Origin of the sequence: Exiguobacterium sp. s80 (assembly GCF_018618725.1) — a bacterium.
Taxonomy (GTDB): Bacteria; Bacillota; Bacilli; order Exiguobacteriales; family Exiguobacteriaceae; genus Exiguobacterium_A; species Exiguobacterium_A oxidotolerans.
The window spans coordinates 1023888-1040104 of the sequence record NZ_JACSMP010000001.1 but is presented as its reverse complement, the minus strand read 5'-3'; the positions used below and the strand labels follow the sequence as shown (position 1 = coordinate 1040104).

General features: G+C 48.6%; 18 protein-coding genes. 17 read left to right on the top strand and 1 reads right to left on the bottom strand.

The window, feature by feature from the left end:
* The first annotated feature begins 3 nt into the window (after window positions 1–3).
* The 11 genes from aroC (at window position 4) to KNP94_RS05475 (ending at window position 9471) form a co-directional block, all read left to right on the top strand.
* Window positions 4–1158, top strand: a complete 1155-nt coding sequence (gene aroC, locus KNP94_RS05525) for a chorismate synthase (RefSeq protein WP_088837321.1) — start codon at window positions 4–6, stop codon at window positions 1156–1158.
* On the top strand, window positions 1155–2213 hold the full coding sequence (gene aroB / locus KNP94_RS05520) for a 3-dehydroquinate synthase (RefSeq protein WP_214804437.1): 1059 nt from the start codon (window positions 1155–1157) through the stop codon (window positions 2211–2213). Before aroC ends, aroB begins: the two co-directional genes overlap by 4 nt.
* The gene (aroA, locus tag KNP94_RS05515; protein ID WP_215115411.1) at window positions 2204–3460 is read left to right on the top strand and encodes a 3-phosphoshikimate 1-carboxyvinyltransferase; all 1257 of its coding nucleotides are present in this window, start codon (window positions 2204–2206) and stop codon (window positions 3458–3460) included. The genes aroB and aroA overlap by 10 nt, the downstream gene beginning before the upstream one ends.
* Window positions 3461–3495: 35 nt before the next feature.
* On the top strand, window positions 3496–4758 hold the full coding sequence (locus tag KNP94_RS05510) for a tetratricopeptide repeat protein (protein ID WP_215115410.1): 1263 nt from the start codon (window positions 3496–3498) through the stop codon (window positions 4756–4758).
* Between the two features lie 28 nt (window positions 4759–4786).
* Complete coding sequence (locus KNP94_RS05505) at window positions 4787–5317, top strand: ReoY family proteolytic degradation factor (RefSeq protein ID WP_029330637.1); 531 nt, start codon at window positions 4787–4789, stop codon at window positions 5315–5317.
* Between the two features lie 216 nt (window positions 5318–5533).
* Entirely contained in the window at window positions 5534–5974 is a 441-nt protein-coding gene (locus tag KNP94_RS05500) for a DUF2487 family protein (protein WP_029330635.1), read from the top strand.
* A 104-nt stretch (window positions 5975–6078) separates the two neighbouring features.
* Window positions 6079–6585: a ubiquinol-cytochrome c reductase iron-sulfur subunit gene (locus tag KNP94_RS05495; RefSeq protein ID WP_029330633.1), complete on the top strand. Its 507-nt coding sequence runs from the start codon at window positions 6079–6081 to the stop codon at window positions 6583–6585.
* A 3-nt stretch (window positions 6586–6588) separates the two neighbouring features.
* Entirely contained in the window at window positions 6589–7260 is a 672-nt protein-coding gene (gene qcrB / locus KNP94_RS05490; protein WP_012370658.1) for a menaquinol-cytochrome c reductase cytochrome b subunit, read from the top strand.
* A 41-nt stretch (window positions 7261–7301) separates the two neighbouring features.
* A complete protein-coding gene (locus tag KNP94_RS05485; protein WP_214804441.1) occupies window positions 7302–8093 on the top strand; it encodes a menaquinol-cytochrome c reductase cytochrome b/c subunit in 792 nt (263 codons plus the stop codon).
* 50 nt (window positions 8094–8143) lie between these two features.
* The gene (locus tag KNP94_RS05480; RefSeq protein ID WP_251132445.1) at window positions 8144–8749 is read left to right on the top strand and encodes a DUF1405 domain-containing protein; all 606 of its coding nucleotides are present in this window, start codon (window positions 8144–8146) and stop codon (window positions 8747–8749) included.
* Between the two features lie 44 nt (window positions 8750–8793).
* Complete coding sequence (locus KNP94_RS05475; protein ID WP_088837317.1) at window positions 8794–9471, top strand: zinc metallopeptidase; 678 nt, start codon at window positions 8794–8796, stop codon at window positions 9469–9471.
* Between the two features lie 95 nt (window positions 9472–9566).
* On the opposite strand, the gene KNP94_RS05470 is transcribed toward KNP94_RS05475, so the two are convergent.
* Complete coding sequence (locus KNP94_RS05470; RefSeq protein WP_029330623.1) at window positions 9567–10454, bottom strand: YitT family protein; 888 nt, start codon at window positions 10452–10454, stop codon at window positions 9567–9569.
* A 178-nt stretch (window positions 10455–10632) separates the two neighbouring features.
* Here KNP94_RS05470 and bshA point away from each other — a divergent pair, with 178 nt between their 5' ends.
* The 6 genes from bshA to panD all read left to right on the top strand — a co-directional run bounded on the left by bshA (window position 10633) and on the right by panD (window position 16132).
* Window positions 10633–11775 carry an N-acetyl-alpha-D-glucosaminyl L-malate synthase BshA gene (bshA, locus tag KNP94_RS05465; protein WP_215115409.1) on the top strand — a complete coding sequence of 381 codons (1143 nt, stop codon included), beginning with the start codon at window positions 10633–10635 and terminating at the stop codon, window positions 11773–11775.
* On the top strand, window positions 11762–12892 hold the full coding sequence (locus tag KNP94_RS05460; protein WP_251132572.1) for a CCA tRNA nucleotidyltransferase: 1131 nt from the start codon (window positions 11762–11764) through the stop codon (window positions 12890–12892). The genes bshA and KNP94_RS05460 overlap by 14 nt, the downstream gene beginning before the upstream one ends.
* Window positions 12868–13839, top strand: a complete 972-nt coding sequence (locus tag KNP94_RS05455) for a biotin--[acetyl-CoA-carboxylase] ligase (RefSeq protein WP_251132571.1) — start codon at window positions 12868–12870, stop codon at window positions 13837–13839. Before KNP94_RS05460 ends, KNP94_RS05455 begins: the two co-directional genes overlap by 25 nt.
* Window positions 13840–14078: 239 nt before the next feature.
* A complete protein-coding gene (gene panB / locus KNP94_RS05450) occupies window positions 14079–14918 on the top strand; it encodes a 3-methyl-2-oxobutanoate hydroxymethyltransferase (RefSeq protein WP_029330615.1) in 840 nt (279 codons plus the stop codon).
* Entirely contained in the window at window positions 14915–15745 is an 831-nt protein-coding gene (gene panC, locus KNP94_RS05445) for a pantoate--beta-alanine ligase (RefSeq protein WP_215115408.1), read from the top strand. Before panB ends, panC begins: the two co-directional genes overlap by 4 nt.
* A 3-nt stretch (window positions 15746–15748) precedes the next feature.
* Window positions 15749–16132 (top strand): aspartate 1-decarboxylase, encoded by a 384-nt coding sequence (panD, locus tag KNP94_RS05440; protein WP_215115407.1) that lies wholly within the window; start codon window positions 15749–15751, stop codon window positions 16130–16132.
* The last annotated feature ends 85 nt before the right edge of the window (window positions 16133–16217 follow it).

Genomic DNA, 16217 nt, shown 5'->3' with positions numbered 1-16217 from the left:
CGTATGCGCTACATGACAGCTGGAGAATCACACGGAAAAGGACTTTCCGTCATCATCGATGGTGTTCCTTCCGGACTAACAATCGATTTCGAAAAAATTCAATCTGAAATGACACGACGTCAAGGCGGTTATGGACGTGGACGGCGGATGCAAATCGAACAGGATGCGATTGATGTTCGGGGTGGAATTCGTCACGGTTACACGACGGGGGCGCCAATCAGTCTGTTTATTGAAAACAAAGACCATACGCACTGGAAACAAGTCATGCAGGCGGAACCGCTCGAGGAAGCGCTTGAACGTCCGCGGACATTGACACGCCCACGCCCAGGACATGCGGATCTTGTAGGTGGCTTGAAGTACGGTCATCGTGATCTCCGTGATGTCCTCGAACGTTCCTCTGCTCGAGAAACGGCGGCCCGAGTTGCAGTTGGGGCAATCGCGAAACAATTGTTGGCACAGCTCGATGTCGATTTGTTTTCCCATGTACGATCAATCGGTGGCGTTGATGCTGAAGCCGTTGATCCGACGACGCGGCGTGAGTTGATTGAAGCTTCTCCAGTCCGTTGTGCAGATGAAGCAGCGACTGAACAGATGATGCGTGCGATCGATCAAGCTAAAAAAGACGGCGACACACTTGGTGGTGAAGTCGAAGTCGTCGTCACGGGACTTGTTCCGGGGATTGGATCATTTACGCAAAATGACATGAAGTTAGACAGTCGGATCGCCCAAGCTGTCATCAGTGTCAATGCGATGAAAGCGGTTGGATTTGGTGATGGTTTTGATTTGGCGCGTCGTCCCGGTAGTACGGTCCAAGATGAAATCATTCATAGTGAAGCAGGTTACTCCCGCAGAACCAATCACCTAGGCGGAATTGAAGGTGGGATGTCGACAGGAATGCCGATTCGGGTTCAAGTTGCGATGAAGCCGATTCCGACATTGTATCAACCCCTGCAATCGGTCGATATTGAAACGAAAGAGCCGTTCACGGCCCAAATTGAACGCAGTGATGCTTGTGCTGTGCCGGCAGCAGCTGTCGTTCTCGAAGCTGTCGTCGCATTCGAAGTCGCAGCCGCGATTCTCGAAATGTTCGGGAGTTCAACGATGGATCGATTAAAACAAACGATAGCTGATTACAAGGAGGAGGTGCGTCTGTTTTGACGCATCTTTGCATCAAAGCGAGTCGCCCGTATTCGGTTCACATCGAGCCGGGTGCGTTGCGACGCCTGGCGGAAGTCGAAGAAGCCCAGGTAGCAGATCGATTTTGGATTATCACCGATCAAACGGTCAGTACCCTTCATTTAGAGACATTGATCAAACACGTCACGACTCTTTTTCCGAAAACAAACTGGATGACGAGTACTGTCGTACCAGGTGAGAGCAGTAAATCGCTCGAAACGTATGCAGACTTGCTTCAAGAAGGCATTGAACGAGGGGTGACCCGTCGTACGGTCATCCTGGCATTTGGTGGTGGAATGATTGGAGATCTCGCCGGTTTCGTTGCAGCAACGATTCTACGAGGCATTCCGTTCATCCAAATTCCGACGACGTTACTCGCGCATGACTCGAGCGTCGGCGGGAAAGTCGGGCTAAATCTATCGCTCGGTAAAAACCTCGTCGGGGCGTTCTATCAACCGAGTGCCGTTCTCTACGATGTATCTTTTCTGAAAACATTACCGGACCGCGAGTGGAGAAGCGGTTTTTTTGAATTGTTGAAACATGGTCTATTGGCAGCGGAACCGTTTGCTGATCAATTGATGGATTTAAAACTGTCCGATATGAAAGAGTTGCCACTCGAATCCTGGATTGCGAAAGGGATTTCCGTCAAACAACGAATCGTCGAACAAGATGAACAAGAACAAGGCATCCGTGCCTTTTTAAATTATGGGCATACATTTGGTCATGCCGTCGAGTATGCGAGTGAGCGTCTCGCGCATGGTGAGGCAGTCGGAATCGGTTTAGTCTTTGCCAAAATGTTAGAGGGACAAGTCGAAGAAGGAAATCAACTGGCTCAATTGTTGACGCGTTTAGGTGTCGAACTACCAAAAAGGCAATCTTTCGAGGTCTATTTCGACTATATGAAACGGGATAAAAAAAATAATCAGTCGATTCGATTCGTCTTAGCAGAAAACGGGAAATTTAATTTAGAGGAAATTCCGGTGGGACGATTGCTGTCCGCCTATGACATGACTGTGAGGTGCTTGAAATGGGATTAAAGGGAAAGGTACGAGTACCCGGCGATAAATCAATGACACACCGTGCTTTTTTATTTGGTGGGATTGCGAACGGGACGACGACGATTTCGAATGCACTCGAAGGAGCGGATTGTCTCGCTTCACTGAAGGCGGTTGAGGCACTTGGTGCGAAAATCGAGCGTTCTGAAAAAACGATTCAGATTACAGGGACGACTGCATTAAACGAAGCAAAAATCGATTGTGGGAATTCCGGAACGACGATTCGACTACTAAGCGGTATTTTAGCTGGTAGCGAGGCGGCGTATGAATTGACAGGCGATGATTCGTTAAAAAAACGACCGATGGATCGGGTGACGATTCCACTCAGTCAGCTTGGTGCGAAAATCGAAGGGAACTACGCTCCGTTACGGATTCAGGGGCAACCGCTCGTCGGAACGACGTATACCTTACCGGTCGCAAGTGCTCAGGTGAAAAGTGCGGTCTTACTAGCGGGGTTATTTGCGACAGGTGAGACAACGGTGATTGAGCCGATCTTATCACGCGATCATACGGAACGGATGTTGCCGCAATTCGGCGTCGATGTGACAATCGATGACTTTGAAGACGGACGGCATATTCGTGTCGAAGGTCCTGTTCAACTTACGGCGACGACAGTCGATATACCGGGCGATCCGTCCTCGGCTGCATTTTGGTGGACGGCGGCGGCGATTGGCGAGGACAGTGTCATCACGACGGAACGCGTACTCATGAACCCGACCCGGATCGGATTTTTACAAGTGTTACGACAAATGGGTGCGAGCGTCAAAATTTCGAACCGGCAGGAAGTGGCAGGGGAGGAAGTCGCGGATGTGACGGTAGAATCGACTACCCTGCAGGCGATGACGATTGAAGGAGAACAAATCCCTTCGTTGATCGACGAGATTCCGCTCCTCGCTTTACTCGCGACGCAAGCGGAAGGAAAGACGATCATCCGGGATGCAGCGGAGTTACGCGTCAAAGAAACGGACCGGATCGAGACGGTCGTCGCGTCACTACGACGACTCGGAGCGTCGATTGAAGCGACGGCAGACGGGATGACAATTGAAGGCCCGACGTCATTAAAAGGGGCGGCGGTCGACAGTGCCGGTGATCACCGTTTGGCGATGATGTTGACGATTGCTAAGACATTGAACGAAGAAATTCAAGTGAACGGGAATGAAGTAGTTGAAGTCAGCTACCCAACGTTCTATGATGATTTAAAGAAACTGCAAGATAACGGGAACGGATAAGTTCCGAATTGAATTTAGAAAGTGAGGCGTTTGCCTTGAACGAACAGGTATTAAAAGAAATCGTCGAAGGGCTAGAACACGGCCATACGTCGGAAGCGTTAGCTTCACTCGAACAACTTGAAAAGACAGGGACCGATGAGGATCGCTTAGCTGTCGCAGATCTTTACATCGAACTCGGACTCTCGGACCGGGCAGTCGATATCTTATCGCCTCTTTACGTCGATTATGCGGGGAATGCTGGCGTCGCTTTATTGCTTGCCGAATGTTATATCGATCTTGATAGAGAAGAAGAAGCAATCACCGTCCTTGAACAAGTCGATAAGACGGATAGCGAAAATGGACCTCGGACATTAGTGTTGTTAGCGGACCTCTATCAATCACAAGGACTCGACGAAGTCGCGCTCGCGAAATTAAAAGAGGCACGGTCACTTGCGCCGGATGAACCGTTGCTCGCTTACGGACTGGCTGAACTCTATATGACACTTGGAGCGTTTGATCAAGCGGTCCCATTGTTCGCTGAAATTGCAGCTGTTCCGGCATTAAGAGAAGAATTGCCACTGGATGCCCTGTACGCCGAGTCGCTCGCAATGATTGGTGAATTCGAAGAAGCGATTCCCTTATATGAACGTGCAGTCGCGGAACGGTCTGACTTGCATACGCTGTTTGGACTTGCGATGACCGCCCACCGCGTCGGACTACACCAAAAAGCGGTCGAAACGTTCCAACAACTGATTGCCCAAGATCCAGACTATACGTCGGCTTACGTGCCTTACGCCGAGAGTCAAGCAGAACTCGGCTTGACGAAGGAAGCGTTGAATGTCATTAAGCAAGGGATGGAGCGAGACGATTATAATGATGAGCTCCGGACGATGGAAGCTTTATTCCTCTTGAAGCTAGGAGACCGCCAAGGGAGTGTCAACGCCTTACGTGAAGCTCTTGCCCTTAACCCGGAATCCTTGCTCGCTGCGGAACGTTTACTTGCGCTCCTCGCTGAAGATGAGGACCATGAGGCGACGATTGAAACGATTTCAGCAATCGAAGAACACGTCACGGCACCAATCTTGACGTGGTACCGTGCTCGATCACTCTATGCGCTGGAAGATTATACGAATGCAATGAAGCAGTATGCTCAAGTTGAATCTGCATTCGCGGATGATGCCCTCTTCTTGAAAGAATATGGTTTCGCATTGGTTGAAGAAGGACGACGTGAAGAGGGGCAAGCATTGTTGCGTCGGGCAGCGATGTTCGCTCGAGAAGATGCTGATCTCGTCGATTATGTCGAACGGATGGATAGTTGATTCGATTGGAGAAGGGAGTAGGATTGAGATGACAGAGAGAAAACAGCGTTTCTTGCGCCGCATCTTGACCTATTACACGTTGAAGCGTCGGGAATCCAAATGGATCCTTGATTATTGGCTTCGTAATGATGCGAAACTGGATCAAGTTCATTTTGTTCAAAATGCGATGTTCGCGCCAAAAGCAATCATCATGACGACATACGGGTTTGACGCTGAACCGTTTCTCTTTAAAAAAGGTGAGGTTAAAACGACTGACCCGGAAAAGGCATATCACGACATCCGATTGACGGACGAACCGATTTATATCGAGTTAAATTTTCAAGGGATGATGATGGATGATGAATACTTGTCCCTACTTGAAGAGAACCCGTTTCGTCCGGAGGTCACTGTTGAACCACGATTAGCGGACGAAGCGATGAATTTCATCGCGGCGACGGTCAATCGGCAAGAGGAAGAGCGATTGATTCGTTTGATTGATGAAGCACTTGATGCACGCGATCGGAGTCGTTTTCAATCACTCTCGGAAGAATTGCGGACGATTCGGAGCCAACTCCAATAACTAAAATACACTTTTCAATCTTCATACGCGTTCGTCTGCAGTCATCCTCTTCGGATAAAGAAGAGGATGATTTTATTTGAGTTTGAAAAAAACCTAAATATGAAGAAAAATAGAATGGAATTTCATAAAACGTTCACATTAAGCGAGCAGTAATAAAAGCGGATATGATACATTAATTGTGACGAAATGTAAGTGAACAGGAAAGGGGGAAATGATTTGCGTTTCAAACCATCCGATGTTCAAAGGACGAGAAACGAACAAGCGTATATCGATACGTTGGTCGTCCCATTGATACCGATCGGATTTGATGAATCGATGCATGCTTTTGCGGAATGTGCTGACATGACATTGACGGTTGCGTCAGAAGTCGAACGGCAACTGTCCGGTCGGGCGATGCTCCTTCCAGCAATGACGTATGTCGGTATACCGTCACTCGATCAATTGAACGGTTGGCGGGAAGCGGCATCTGCCGAGCAATTCCGTTTTGTCACGTTCATTACGGCAGATTTACGCTGGAAAGACACAGCGGTCGACGACATCGTCTATGTTCCACGATTATCGCTCGAGACGATGAGTCGCGACCAGCAAGGTCAGATGGTCGGGAATTTTGTAGGACAAGTTCTCGAACAGTTAGGAAACCGTTGGACCGCGCTATGAAGCGGTTGACGCGATGATTTTATTAAGATACTATTACCATGTGAGAAATTTGTGTGAAGTACAGTGGTCTTGGGGCACGGCGTACATCACAAGGGGGGATCGATATGGCTCAAAACGGGTCTAACGTAACACGTCGTCAATTCTTGACGTATACACTGACTGGAGTCGGTGGCTTTATGGCAGCGACGATGGTCATGCCGATGGTCAACTTCGCAGTTGATCCGGTCCTGAAGAAATCAGGATCAGGCGATAAAGTAAAAGTAATGAAGTTGTCGGACATCACAACAGAACCAAAACGGGTCGACTTCAAGAAGCAAACACAGGATGCTTGGTATGATTTCGAAGAAACATTATCAGCATGGGTCTTCAAAAATGATAAGGGCGAAATTCTCGCACTATCACCGATCTGTAAGCATTTAGGATGCCAAGTCAGTTTCGGAGCAGATCCGACGCACCCAGAGCAATTCTATTGCCCATGTCATTTCGGACGGTACACGAAAGATGGCGTCAACGTACCAGGAACGCCTCCGACGAAGCCGCTTGATGAATATGAAATGCAAGAGAAAGATGGTTTCCTCTACTTAGGTAAACCAGTCGAAAGAGGTGCGTAAGCGATGATGCAAAAAATCTATGATTGGATTGATGAGCGGGTTGATATCACTCCGCTTTGGCGAGATATCGCCGATCATGAAGTTCCAGAACACGTAAACCCTGCCCATAACTTTTCAGCATTCGTTTATTGTTTTGGCGGGTTGACGTTCTTTACAATCGTCATCCAGATTCTTTCAGGGATGTTCTTGACGATGTATTACGTACCAGATATCATCAATGCCCATGCGTCAGTGTACTATCTTCAAAACGAAGTCGCACACGGTCAAATCGTTCGTGGTATGCACCACTGGGGCGCATCAGTCGTCATCGTAATGTTGTTCTTACATACATTACGCGTCTTCTTCACAGGATCATACAAAAAGCCACGTGAATTGAACTGGGTCGTCGGTGTCCTCTTGTTCTTCGTTGTCTTAGCACTTGGTCTAACCGGATACTTGTTGCCTTGGGACATGAAAGCATTGTTCGCGACGAAAGTTACGATTCAAATCGCGGAAAGCATACCGGTCATCGGTGGCATCGCGAAGACGCTCCTCGCGGGTGGAGAAATCGTCGGTGCAAGTACGATTGCTCGATTCTTTGCGATTCACGTCTTCTTCCTTCCTGCGGCATTGTTCGTCTTGCTCGGGGCCCACTTCATGATGATCCGTAAACAAGGGATCTCTGGACCACTTTAAACCGACAATCAACTTAGGCAACCTAAAAGGGGGAGAACACGATGCATCGTGGTAAAGGAATGAAATTCGTCACCGATTCACGGGTGTCGATCAATAACCGGATGCCGAATAAGTCGAAAGACTATTCTGAGTATCCAGGTCGGACGGAAGCGTTCTGGCCAAACTTCTTACTTCGCGAATGGATGGTAGGAGCGGTCTTCTTGATCGGCTTCATGACGCTGACAATCGTTGAAGCAGCACCACTACAAAATATAGCTGACCCGACGAATACGTCGTACATTCCACTTCCGGACTGGTACTTCCTATTCCTCTATCAGCTCTTGAAATATCAATTTGCTGCCGGTCCGTACATTTTGATGGGAACTGTCATTCTTCCAGGTCTTGCTTTTACGGCGTTACTCGTAGCACCGTGGCTCGACCAAGGGATTGAACGTCGCCCGGCAAAACGTCCAGTCGCAGTCAGCATGATGTTACTCGGAATCGTCTCAATCATTTTCTTGACTTGGGAATCTGTTCAAACAACGCACTGGGATACGATCCATAAACAAGGTGAGTTGACGATGAACGAAGGTCCTGAAATCGATACGACGGCGAAAGGGTATGAAATTTACTCGAACCAGTCATGTGTCAACTGTCATGGTAAGAACCTCGAAGGTGGAGCAGCCGCTCCTGCCCTCGTCGGGACACAAAAGACAGAAGATGAAATTTATGAAATCGCAGATAAAGGTGTCGGTGCGATGCCTGCTGGACAGTACAAAGGTTCAGATGCAGATCGTAAAGAACTCGCTAAATTCATCGCTTCTTACGGTGAAGGCGGAGAGAACAATAAATAAGAGAAGAGCCGGGGGAATGATTCCTCCGGCTTTTGTCTATCATGAGGTGAATGAATGTGCCGTTTTTGCAGATTTTAAAACATAAAGCCCTCCTTTGGCCGCTCGGATTAATCAATCTAGCGGGAACGTTATACGGCTATTATTGGTATCAACCGCAACTCGAGACGGCGAAATGGTACTATTATCCGTTCATCCCGGACAGTCCGACGGCGTCGCTATTTTTTACGATCATCGTGTTTTTATGGATCTTCAATCGTCGTTCCCGACTGTTTGAAGCGCTCGCGTTCGTCACGTTGATTAAATACGGTGTCTGGGCCGTCGTCATGAATGCCTTGATGCTTCAAGAACTCGGGACAGGTAACAGTTATTTGACGGCAATGGCACTGATGTTGATGGTCTCGCACGGCGCGATGGCATTCCAGGCACTGCTTTATGTTCCATTCATGACGTTTCGCGTCAAGGAACTTGTCCTTGTCTCGATTTGGGTCATCCATAACGATGTCGTCGACTACGTGCTCGGTCAGTGGCCACGCTATCCGGCACTTGCGGAGCACATCCAGTGGATTGGCTATGGTTCGTTCTGGTTGACGGGATTATGTATTTTGATGGGATATTTCTTTGTCGCACGCGATTCGATTGACAATAAGGTCGCTTGAACGTAAAATAAGGATATAATCTTTTAGGAAAGGACAGATGTTACATGGCTAACTATCTGATTTACCTCGCCATCATCATCATTGTTCCCATCTGGGCACAAATGCGAGTCCGAAAAACGTATAAAAAATACCAAGAAGTTCCGATTCATAGTGGGGTGACAGGCGCTCAAGTCGCTGACTTCATCATGAAACAGAATGGGATTACGGATGTCCGTCTCGAAGCAATCGGCGGAACGATGTCCGATCATTACGATCCGACGAATAAAGTCGTTCGTCTTTCGGAAGATGTGTATCATGGTTCAACGGTTTCTGCCGTTTCGATTGCAGCGCACGAAATCGGGCACGTCATCCAAGATGCGACGGACTATAACATGATGCGTGTCCGTCACCGGATTGCACCGGTTGCGTCAATTACGTCGAATCTGTCATTCCCGTTATTACTCGTTGGTTTCTTCGCTGGGATGACTGGTCTTGCGATGCTTGGTGTCATCTTGATGCTCGGTGCCGTCGTCTTCCAGCTCGTGACGTTGCCGGTTGAGTTCGATGCGTCGAAACGGGCGATGGCTCAGTTAACGGAACACGGAATCATCGATGCGGAAGAAGAGCGTGGCTCACGCCGTGTCTTGAACGCCGCCGCCTGGACTTACGTCGCTGCGACACTCGTCGCTGTCGCCGAATTCCTCCGCCTCGCTTTGATGGTCTTTGCACCGTCTGACGAGTAATTCAAGAGTAACGCGTACAAATTAATAAAAAATAAACACCCGGCTGGTTCGATCTTCTTCTTCAGAATCGAATCATACGGGTGTTTTTTTTGTTTTTACGTTTCCTTGATCGGAACACGATTTTCGTCGAACGTAAATCCTTCGCCGGTTACTTCATACACATCATGGAGTGTGATGAAAGCATGTTGGTCAACTGTTTTGACGAGCGTCTTCAACCGGGTGATTTCATTGCGGGCGACGACGACATACAAGACTTCAAGGTCGCGACCGGAGAATCCACCTTTCGCGAGTAACCGCGTCGTTCCGCGGTTCATCGTCGCGTGAATCCCGTCGGCGATCTCCGTCCGGTGATCACTGATGATCATCGCGGCTTTACCAGCATACGTTCCTTCCTGCATCCAGTCGATGACACGGGCCCCGACGTAGACGGCAAGCAACGTATACATCGCCTGTTTGTAGTCGAGATATGTCAATGAAGCGACGATGACGAAAAAATCAAAAATCATGAACGTCCGACCGATCGACCATCCGAAATACCGCTTCGTCAGTCGGGCGATGATATCGACCCCGCCCGTCGTCCCGCCGTTGTTGAAGATGATGCCGAGGCCGACACCGATGAAGACGCCGGCGAACAACGAAGCGAGCACCATATCATCTTTCAACATGATTTCAAGCGGTGAATATTTGGCGATTAAGCCGTACCAAAGGGAAAAGCTGAACGTGCCGATCAAGGTATAGATGAACGTCGTCCGCCCGAGCATTTTATAGCTGACGAAAAATAACGGGACGTTTAAGACGAGGTTCGTAATCGACGGGGATAAACCGAACAAGCCCTTTAAAATAAGGGTGATTCCCGTGAATCCACCCTCAGCTAACTCATTTTGAACATTAAAATGATAAATGCCGAACGCAAAGATAAATGATCCGATTAAAATCCAAAAAATATTTCGGAAGCGAATCGGAAATTGAAATGGGGGTGCCATATCAGGTTGCTCCTCTCTAACAAGACTCTTTCTCTAGGGTAACGGTAGACGTTGAAAAAGACTAGCTTTTCTACGGAAATCTCCTTGAAAAGTGGTCGATGTAGTTTTTAAGAGGCGTTTTGTTTACAATTGAATCGAGAAGACAAGCTTAACCTAATTAAAGAGAGAGTGATCTTATATGAAAAAGTCGATTGGAATCCTTTGTTACCCGTCCGTAGGCGGAAGTGGTGTCGTCGCGACGGAACTCGGGATGAAACTTGCGGATCGTGGGCATGATGTCCACTTCATTACATCAAGCATGCCGTTTCGCCTGACGGAATATCGTCCGAATATCACGGTTCACCTCGTAGAAGTCAACCAATATTCTGTATTTAAATATCCGCCTTATGATATTACATTGGCTTCGAAAGTCGCAGAAGTCATCGATGTGTTCGATCTCGACATCATCCATGCCCACTACGCCGTCCCGCATGCCGTCTGTGCAGAGCTCGGACGCAATATGGCGAAGAAGAAAGGCGTCGCTGTCGTGACGACTTTACATGGAACGGACATCACGGTCATCGGTCAAGACTTAGAGATGCAGCCAGCCATCCGTTACGGAATCGAAAGTTCGGATGCTGTGACCGCCGTCTCGGAAAGTCTTGCTCTTGAGACGAACATGACGTTGCATGCCGAGTACGATATTGACGTCATTGCGAACTCGATTGATGAGAGTGTGTATTATCCGATGCGCGACGAACGTCTAAAACGACATTATGGGATTGAGCCGGGAGAAGTCGTCGTCATACATATTTCGAACTTCCGCCCCGTCAAACGCATCGATGATACGCTCGTCGCATTTGCAATTGCTGCAAATAATCGTGACATGCGGTTATTACTCGTCGGAGATGGTCCGGAGATGGGGCAGACGCGCCGTCGGGCAAAAGAACTCGGGGTCTATGAAAAAATCATCTTCGCCGGAAAACAAGAACATGTCGCCCAGTTGCTCGCAATCAGTGACATCCATTTATTGTTGTCGGAAAAAGAGGCGTTCGGACTCGTCGTCCTTGAAGCGATGGCGGTCGGAGTCCCAAGTGTCGTCTCGAATGCCGGTGGCTTACCAGAAGTGATCCAAGACGGACAAACCGGATTCATCGTTCCGACGTATGACGTCAAGGCAGCGGCGGAACGAATCGGCCAGTTAGCCGATACGCCCGAGTTACTCGAACAGATGGCGGATGCCGGAATTCGCGATACACGGCAACGGTTCGATTCAAATGAAATCGTCCGAAAGTATGAACAGGTCTATGAACGGGTGTGTGCACGATATGAAAATGTCTGAGCTGGCGAATACGATCATTGAAACAATCGAACGTGCAGGTGGCGAAGCGTATGTCGTCGGTGGAGCTGTTCGCGACACGTTACTCGGACGCGTGCCTGGCGATTATGATTTAGCGACGTCACTCTTACCGGACGAGGTCATCCCGTTGTTTCCGGTCGTCATCCCGACCGGACTCGAGCATGGGACGGTGACGATCGTCTTAGAACACGTACCGTTCGAAGTGACGACGTTTCGTTCTGAGTCAACGTATAGCGACCGCCGTAGACCAGACCACGTGACGCTTGGCGTCTCGCTGGAAGAAGATTTGACACGACGTGATTTTACGATCAACGCGATGGCGTTAAAACCAACCGGGCTCGTCGATCTCTTTGGCGGACAAGCCGACCTTGCAAGCAAAATCATTCGAACGGTCGGCCGGCCAGAAGAGCGCTTCGAAGAAGATGCCTTACGGATGATTCGTGCCTTTCGCTTCATGAGTCAGCTCGAGTTCTCGTTAGACGGTTTGACGGAGCGGGCCATCGCGAAGCAAGCGGAGACGATTCAACACGTCGCAATCGAACGTGTCGCGATTGAGTTCGAAAAACTACTCCTTGGACCGGGGCGTGCTGCAGCGTTACAAGCGATGTTACGCACAGGACTCGCGACCTATCTTCCACACGTCACTTCAGAAGTGATGGGACGATTAGCACAATCATCATTACAGGGTGTCGCGACAGAAAATGTGTGGACGCTGCTGCTCGACGCCGGGTTTCCGCAAGAACGGTTACGTGTCTTTAAACGTTCGAAAAAACAGGAGCAGCGGGCAAAACGACTCGTAGCGCTTGTTCGACTGGAGCAACTAACGGACTGGCAACGGTATACATTGACGGACGAGGAACTGCTCGTTTTAAATCAAATGACAGGTCGGAGTCACGCAGACCGGACAACTTTAGCGATCCGTTCGTTAAAAGATTTACAAGTCGGCGGACGCGACATGATTGCTGCCGGGCTGAAAAAACAAGAAATCAAAGAAGCACTCCACTATTTGGAACAGCATGTCGTAAACGGACACCTTGAAAATCAACGTTCGATTCTGTTAGAGGAAGTGAGCAATTGGAAAAATCAACACGAGACGTAATCTTGCAACGATTGATGCAGACGGATTGGATTTCAGGTCAAGATTTAGCTGACCAGTTAAATATTTCACGTACCGCTATTTGGAAACAAATTGCGTCTTTAAAAGAAGCAGGGTACGCGATTGAATCGAATAAAAAAAACGGGTACCACCTCATCGATCGTGGTGATCATTTAACGGCACTTGCAATCGAACAGTACTTACAGACGAAATTTTTCGGACGCGATATTTTTCATGTCGAGGAGACGGAGACGACGCAACGGATTGCGCATGATTTAGCACAACAGCAGGTCAAAGAAGGGAAACTCGTCGTCTGTGACTACCAGACGAGTGGGCGCGGACAGCTCGGTCGTGTTTGGCACGAGACGAAAGGAAACGGAATTGCGATGAGTTTGATAGTAAGACCAGACGTCCCGCTCGATCAAGCAGGACAATTAACACTCGTGTCTGGCATTGCCCTAGCGACATCTTTACGTGAGTTCGACGTGCCAGTGACAATCAAATGGCCGAATGATTTATTGATTGATGGTCGAAAGGTCGCAGGGATTTTGACGGAAATGCAGACGGAAGCAAACCGGATCAGTTCGGTCATCATTGGAATTGGAATCAATGTCCACCATGACGTCTTCAGTACGGCAATCGCTGATCGGGCGACGTCCCTTAAACTCGCGACCAATCGAACGTTTCGGCGGGCAGAAATCGTTGCATCCTTCTTAAATCAGTTTGAGCAGATGTACGAACGATGGTTGGTCGATGGATTCGGCTCTTTTGTCGAAGCGTGGGAACATCTTGCGGATAAGCTCAATCAACCCGTTACACTACGCTCGCGTCAACAAACCTTGTCTGGTTATTTGCGCGGAATTCGCGCCGATGGAACGCTGATGGTCGAAACGGACCAAGGAATGGAAGCATTCCATTCGGCGGAACTCGTCTACTGGACAGAAAACTAAAATCCCGACGTTTGCAGTTGCCAATTTGAATCATGTATAATAAAGCGAAGGATGATAGCCGTTAGGAGTCATACCGGTAGAAAACTTTTTTTATCGCTAGTACGACCTGCCTTGATCCTATTTCGGACAGGGACAGAAGGACGATGTTGCACTTATTCACGCCTTCTTTCCTATGGGTATTTTTAGGAAGGAAGGCGTTTCCTTTTGTCCTCTCTACACTAACGAAGGAGAGAACACACATGCACACAATGACACCTTTACTAAAAAAACAAGCAACGGGAGAAAAACTCGTTATGTTGACGGCGTATGATTATCCGTCAGCGAAATTAGCAGAAGCAGGAGCCGTCGATCTCTTACTCGTCGGTGATTCGCTTGGAAACGTAATTTTAGGATATGATTCGACGATTGCCGTGACGGTTGAGGACATGATTCATCATGCACGGGCGGTCCGCCGTGGGGCACCGAAGACATTCATGGTCGTTGACATGCCATTCGCAAGTTACCACGGTTCGTTCGACCGGACGCTTGATGCTGCGGCACGTATTTTTCAAGAAAGTCAGGCCGATGCCTTAAAACTTGAAGGTGCAGGGGACATTTTGACGACGATTCGTCGCTTGACGGACGCAGGGATGCCTTGTGTCGCACATCTTGGATTGACACCCCAATCGGTTGGCGTACTCGAAGGTTTTAAAGTACAAGGAAAATCGCTTGCAGCAGCGGAACAGTTGATTGCAGACAGTTTAGCAGCGGAACAAGCCGGTGCGAAGATGCTCGTCCTGGAATGTGTCCCGCACCAACTTGCGAAACGAGTCAGCGAATTACTTCAGATTCCTGTCATCGGGATTGGTGCCGGCGTTGATGTTGATGGACAAGTCCTCGTCTACCATGACATCCTGACATATGGTGTCGGACGTCTACCGAAGTTTGTTAAAGCGTATACGGACTGGAATACGTCAGGGACAGCAGCGATTGCTAGCTACGTCGAAGAAGTAAAACAAGGTGTATTCCCATCTATTGAACATACGTTCACGATGGATGAAGAATTGATCGATTCGCTTTATGGAGGCGGTAAAGAATGAAAGTCATTCAAGACATCGACGAACTACGGCAAGAATTAGCAGCCTATGACTCGATTGGTTTTGTACCGACAATGGGGTTTTTGCATGAAGGTCATGGTTCGTTACTCGAACAAGCACGACGTGAAAATGAGATTGTCGTGTTGAGTATTTTTGTCAATCCGACGCAGTTCGGACCCAACGAAGATTTAGAACGGTATCCACGTGACGAACATCGCGATCAACAACTGGCGCGTGCGGCAGGCGTCGATTATGTATTTTATCCGACGAATGAAACGATGTATCCGCTCGATATGGCGCGCGTGACGGTCCGAACGGGCGACGACGTCCTTTGTGGTGCATCACGTCCAGGACATTTCGATGGCGTCTTGACGGTCGTCAGTAAATTATTGAACATCGTCCACCCGACACGTGCCTATTTCGGACTGAAAGATGCTCAGCAGTTAGCCTTGATTGAAGGATATGTCGCAGATTATTTTGTCCCGGTCGAGATTAAACGGTGTCCGATTATCCGGGAAGCTGACGGTCTCGCAAAGTCCTCACGAAATGTCTATCTGTCTGAGCAAGAACGCAGTCAAGCACCGCGTTTGCAACAAGCTCTACAGCAAGCTAACGCGTTACTTGAAGCAGGAACAGCCGTCGAGGAAGTCGTCGAACGGACGAAAGATGCCTTGCGTCTTGAGGGAACGGCGCTTGATTATGTCGAAGCGGTCGACTATCCGACGCTCGGACCGGTTACATCAGAAACGAAAACGATTTTATTAGCCGTCGCGGTTCAGTTTGAATCAGCACGCTTGATTGATAATTTACTTTATACGAGAGGAGCATGATTTATGTTACGGACATTCATGCACGCTAAACTACACAAAGCTCGAGTGACGGAGGCGAACCTCCATTACGTTGGTTCCATCACGGTTGATGAAGATTTGCTTGATGCGGTCGGAATCTTTGAAAATGAAAAAGTTCAAGTGACGAACAATCAAAACGGTGCCCGAATCGAAACATATGCGATCAAGGGTGAACGTGGCTCCGGTGTCATTTGTTTAAATGGTGCGGCAGCTCGCCATTTCCAAGTTGGAGACGAAGTCATCATCATGGCATATGCACAATTGACGAATGAAGAAATCCTCGTTCACGAGCCGAAGGTGGCTGTTCTCGATGAAACGAATAACATCAAACAGATGCTTTCTCAAGAAATCGCGCATACGATCTTATGAAATTCAGAGACCCGGAACACATTCGGGTCTCTATTTTTGTTAAGATGAAACATGAGAAGTTCGATACGTAACAGATGGATGGTTA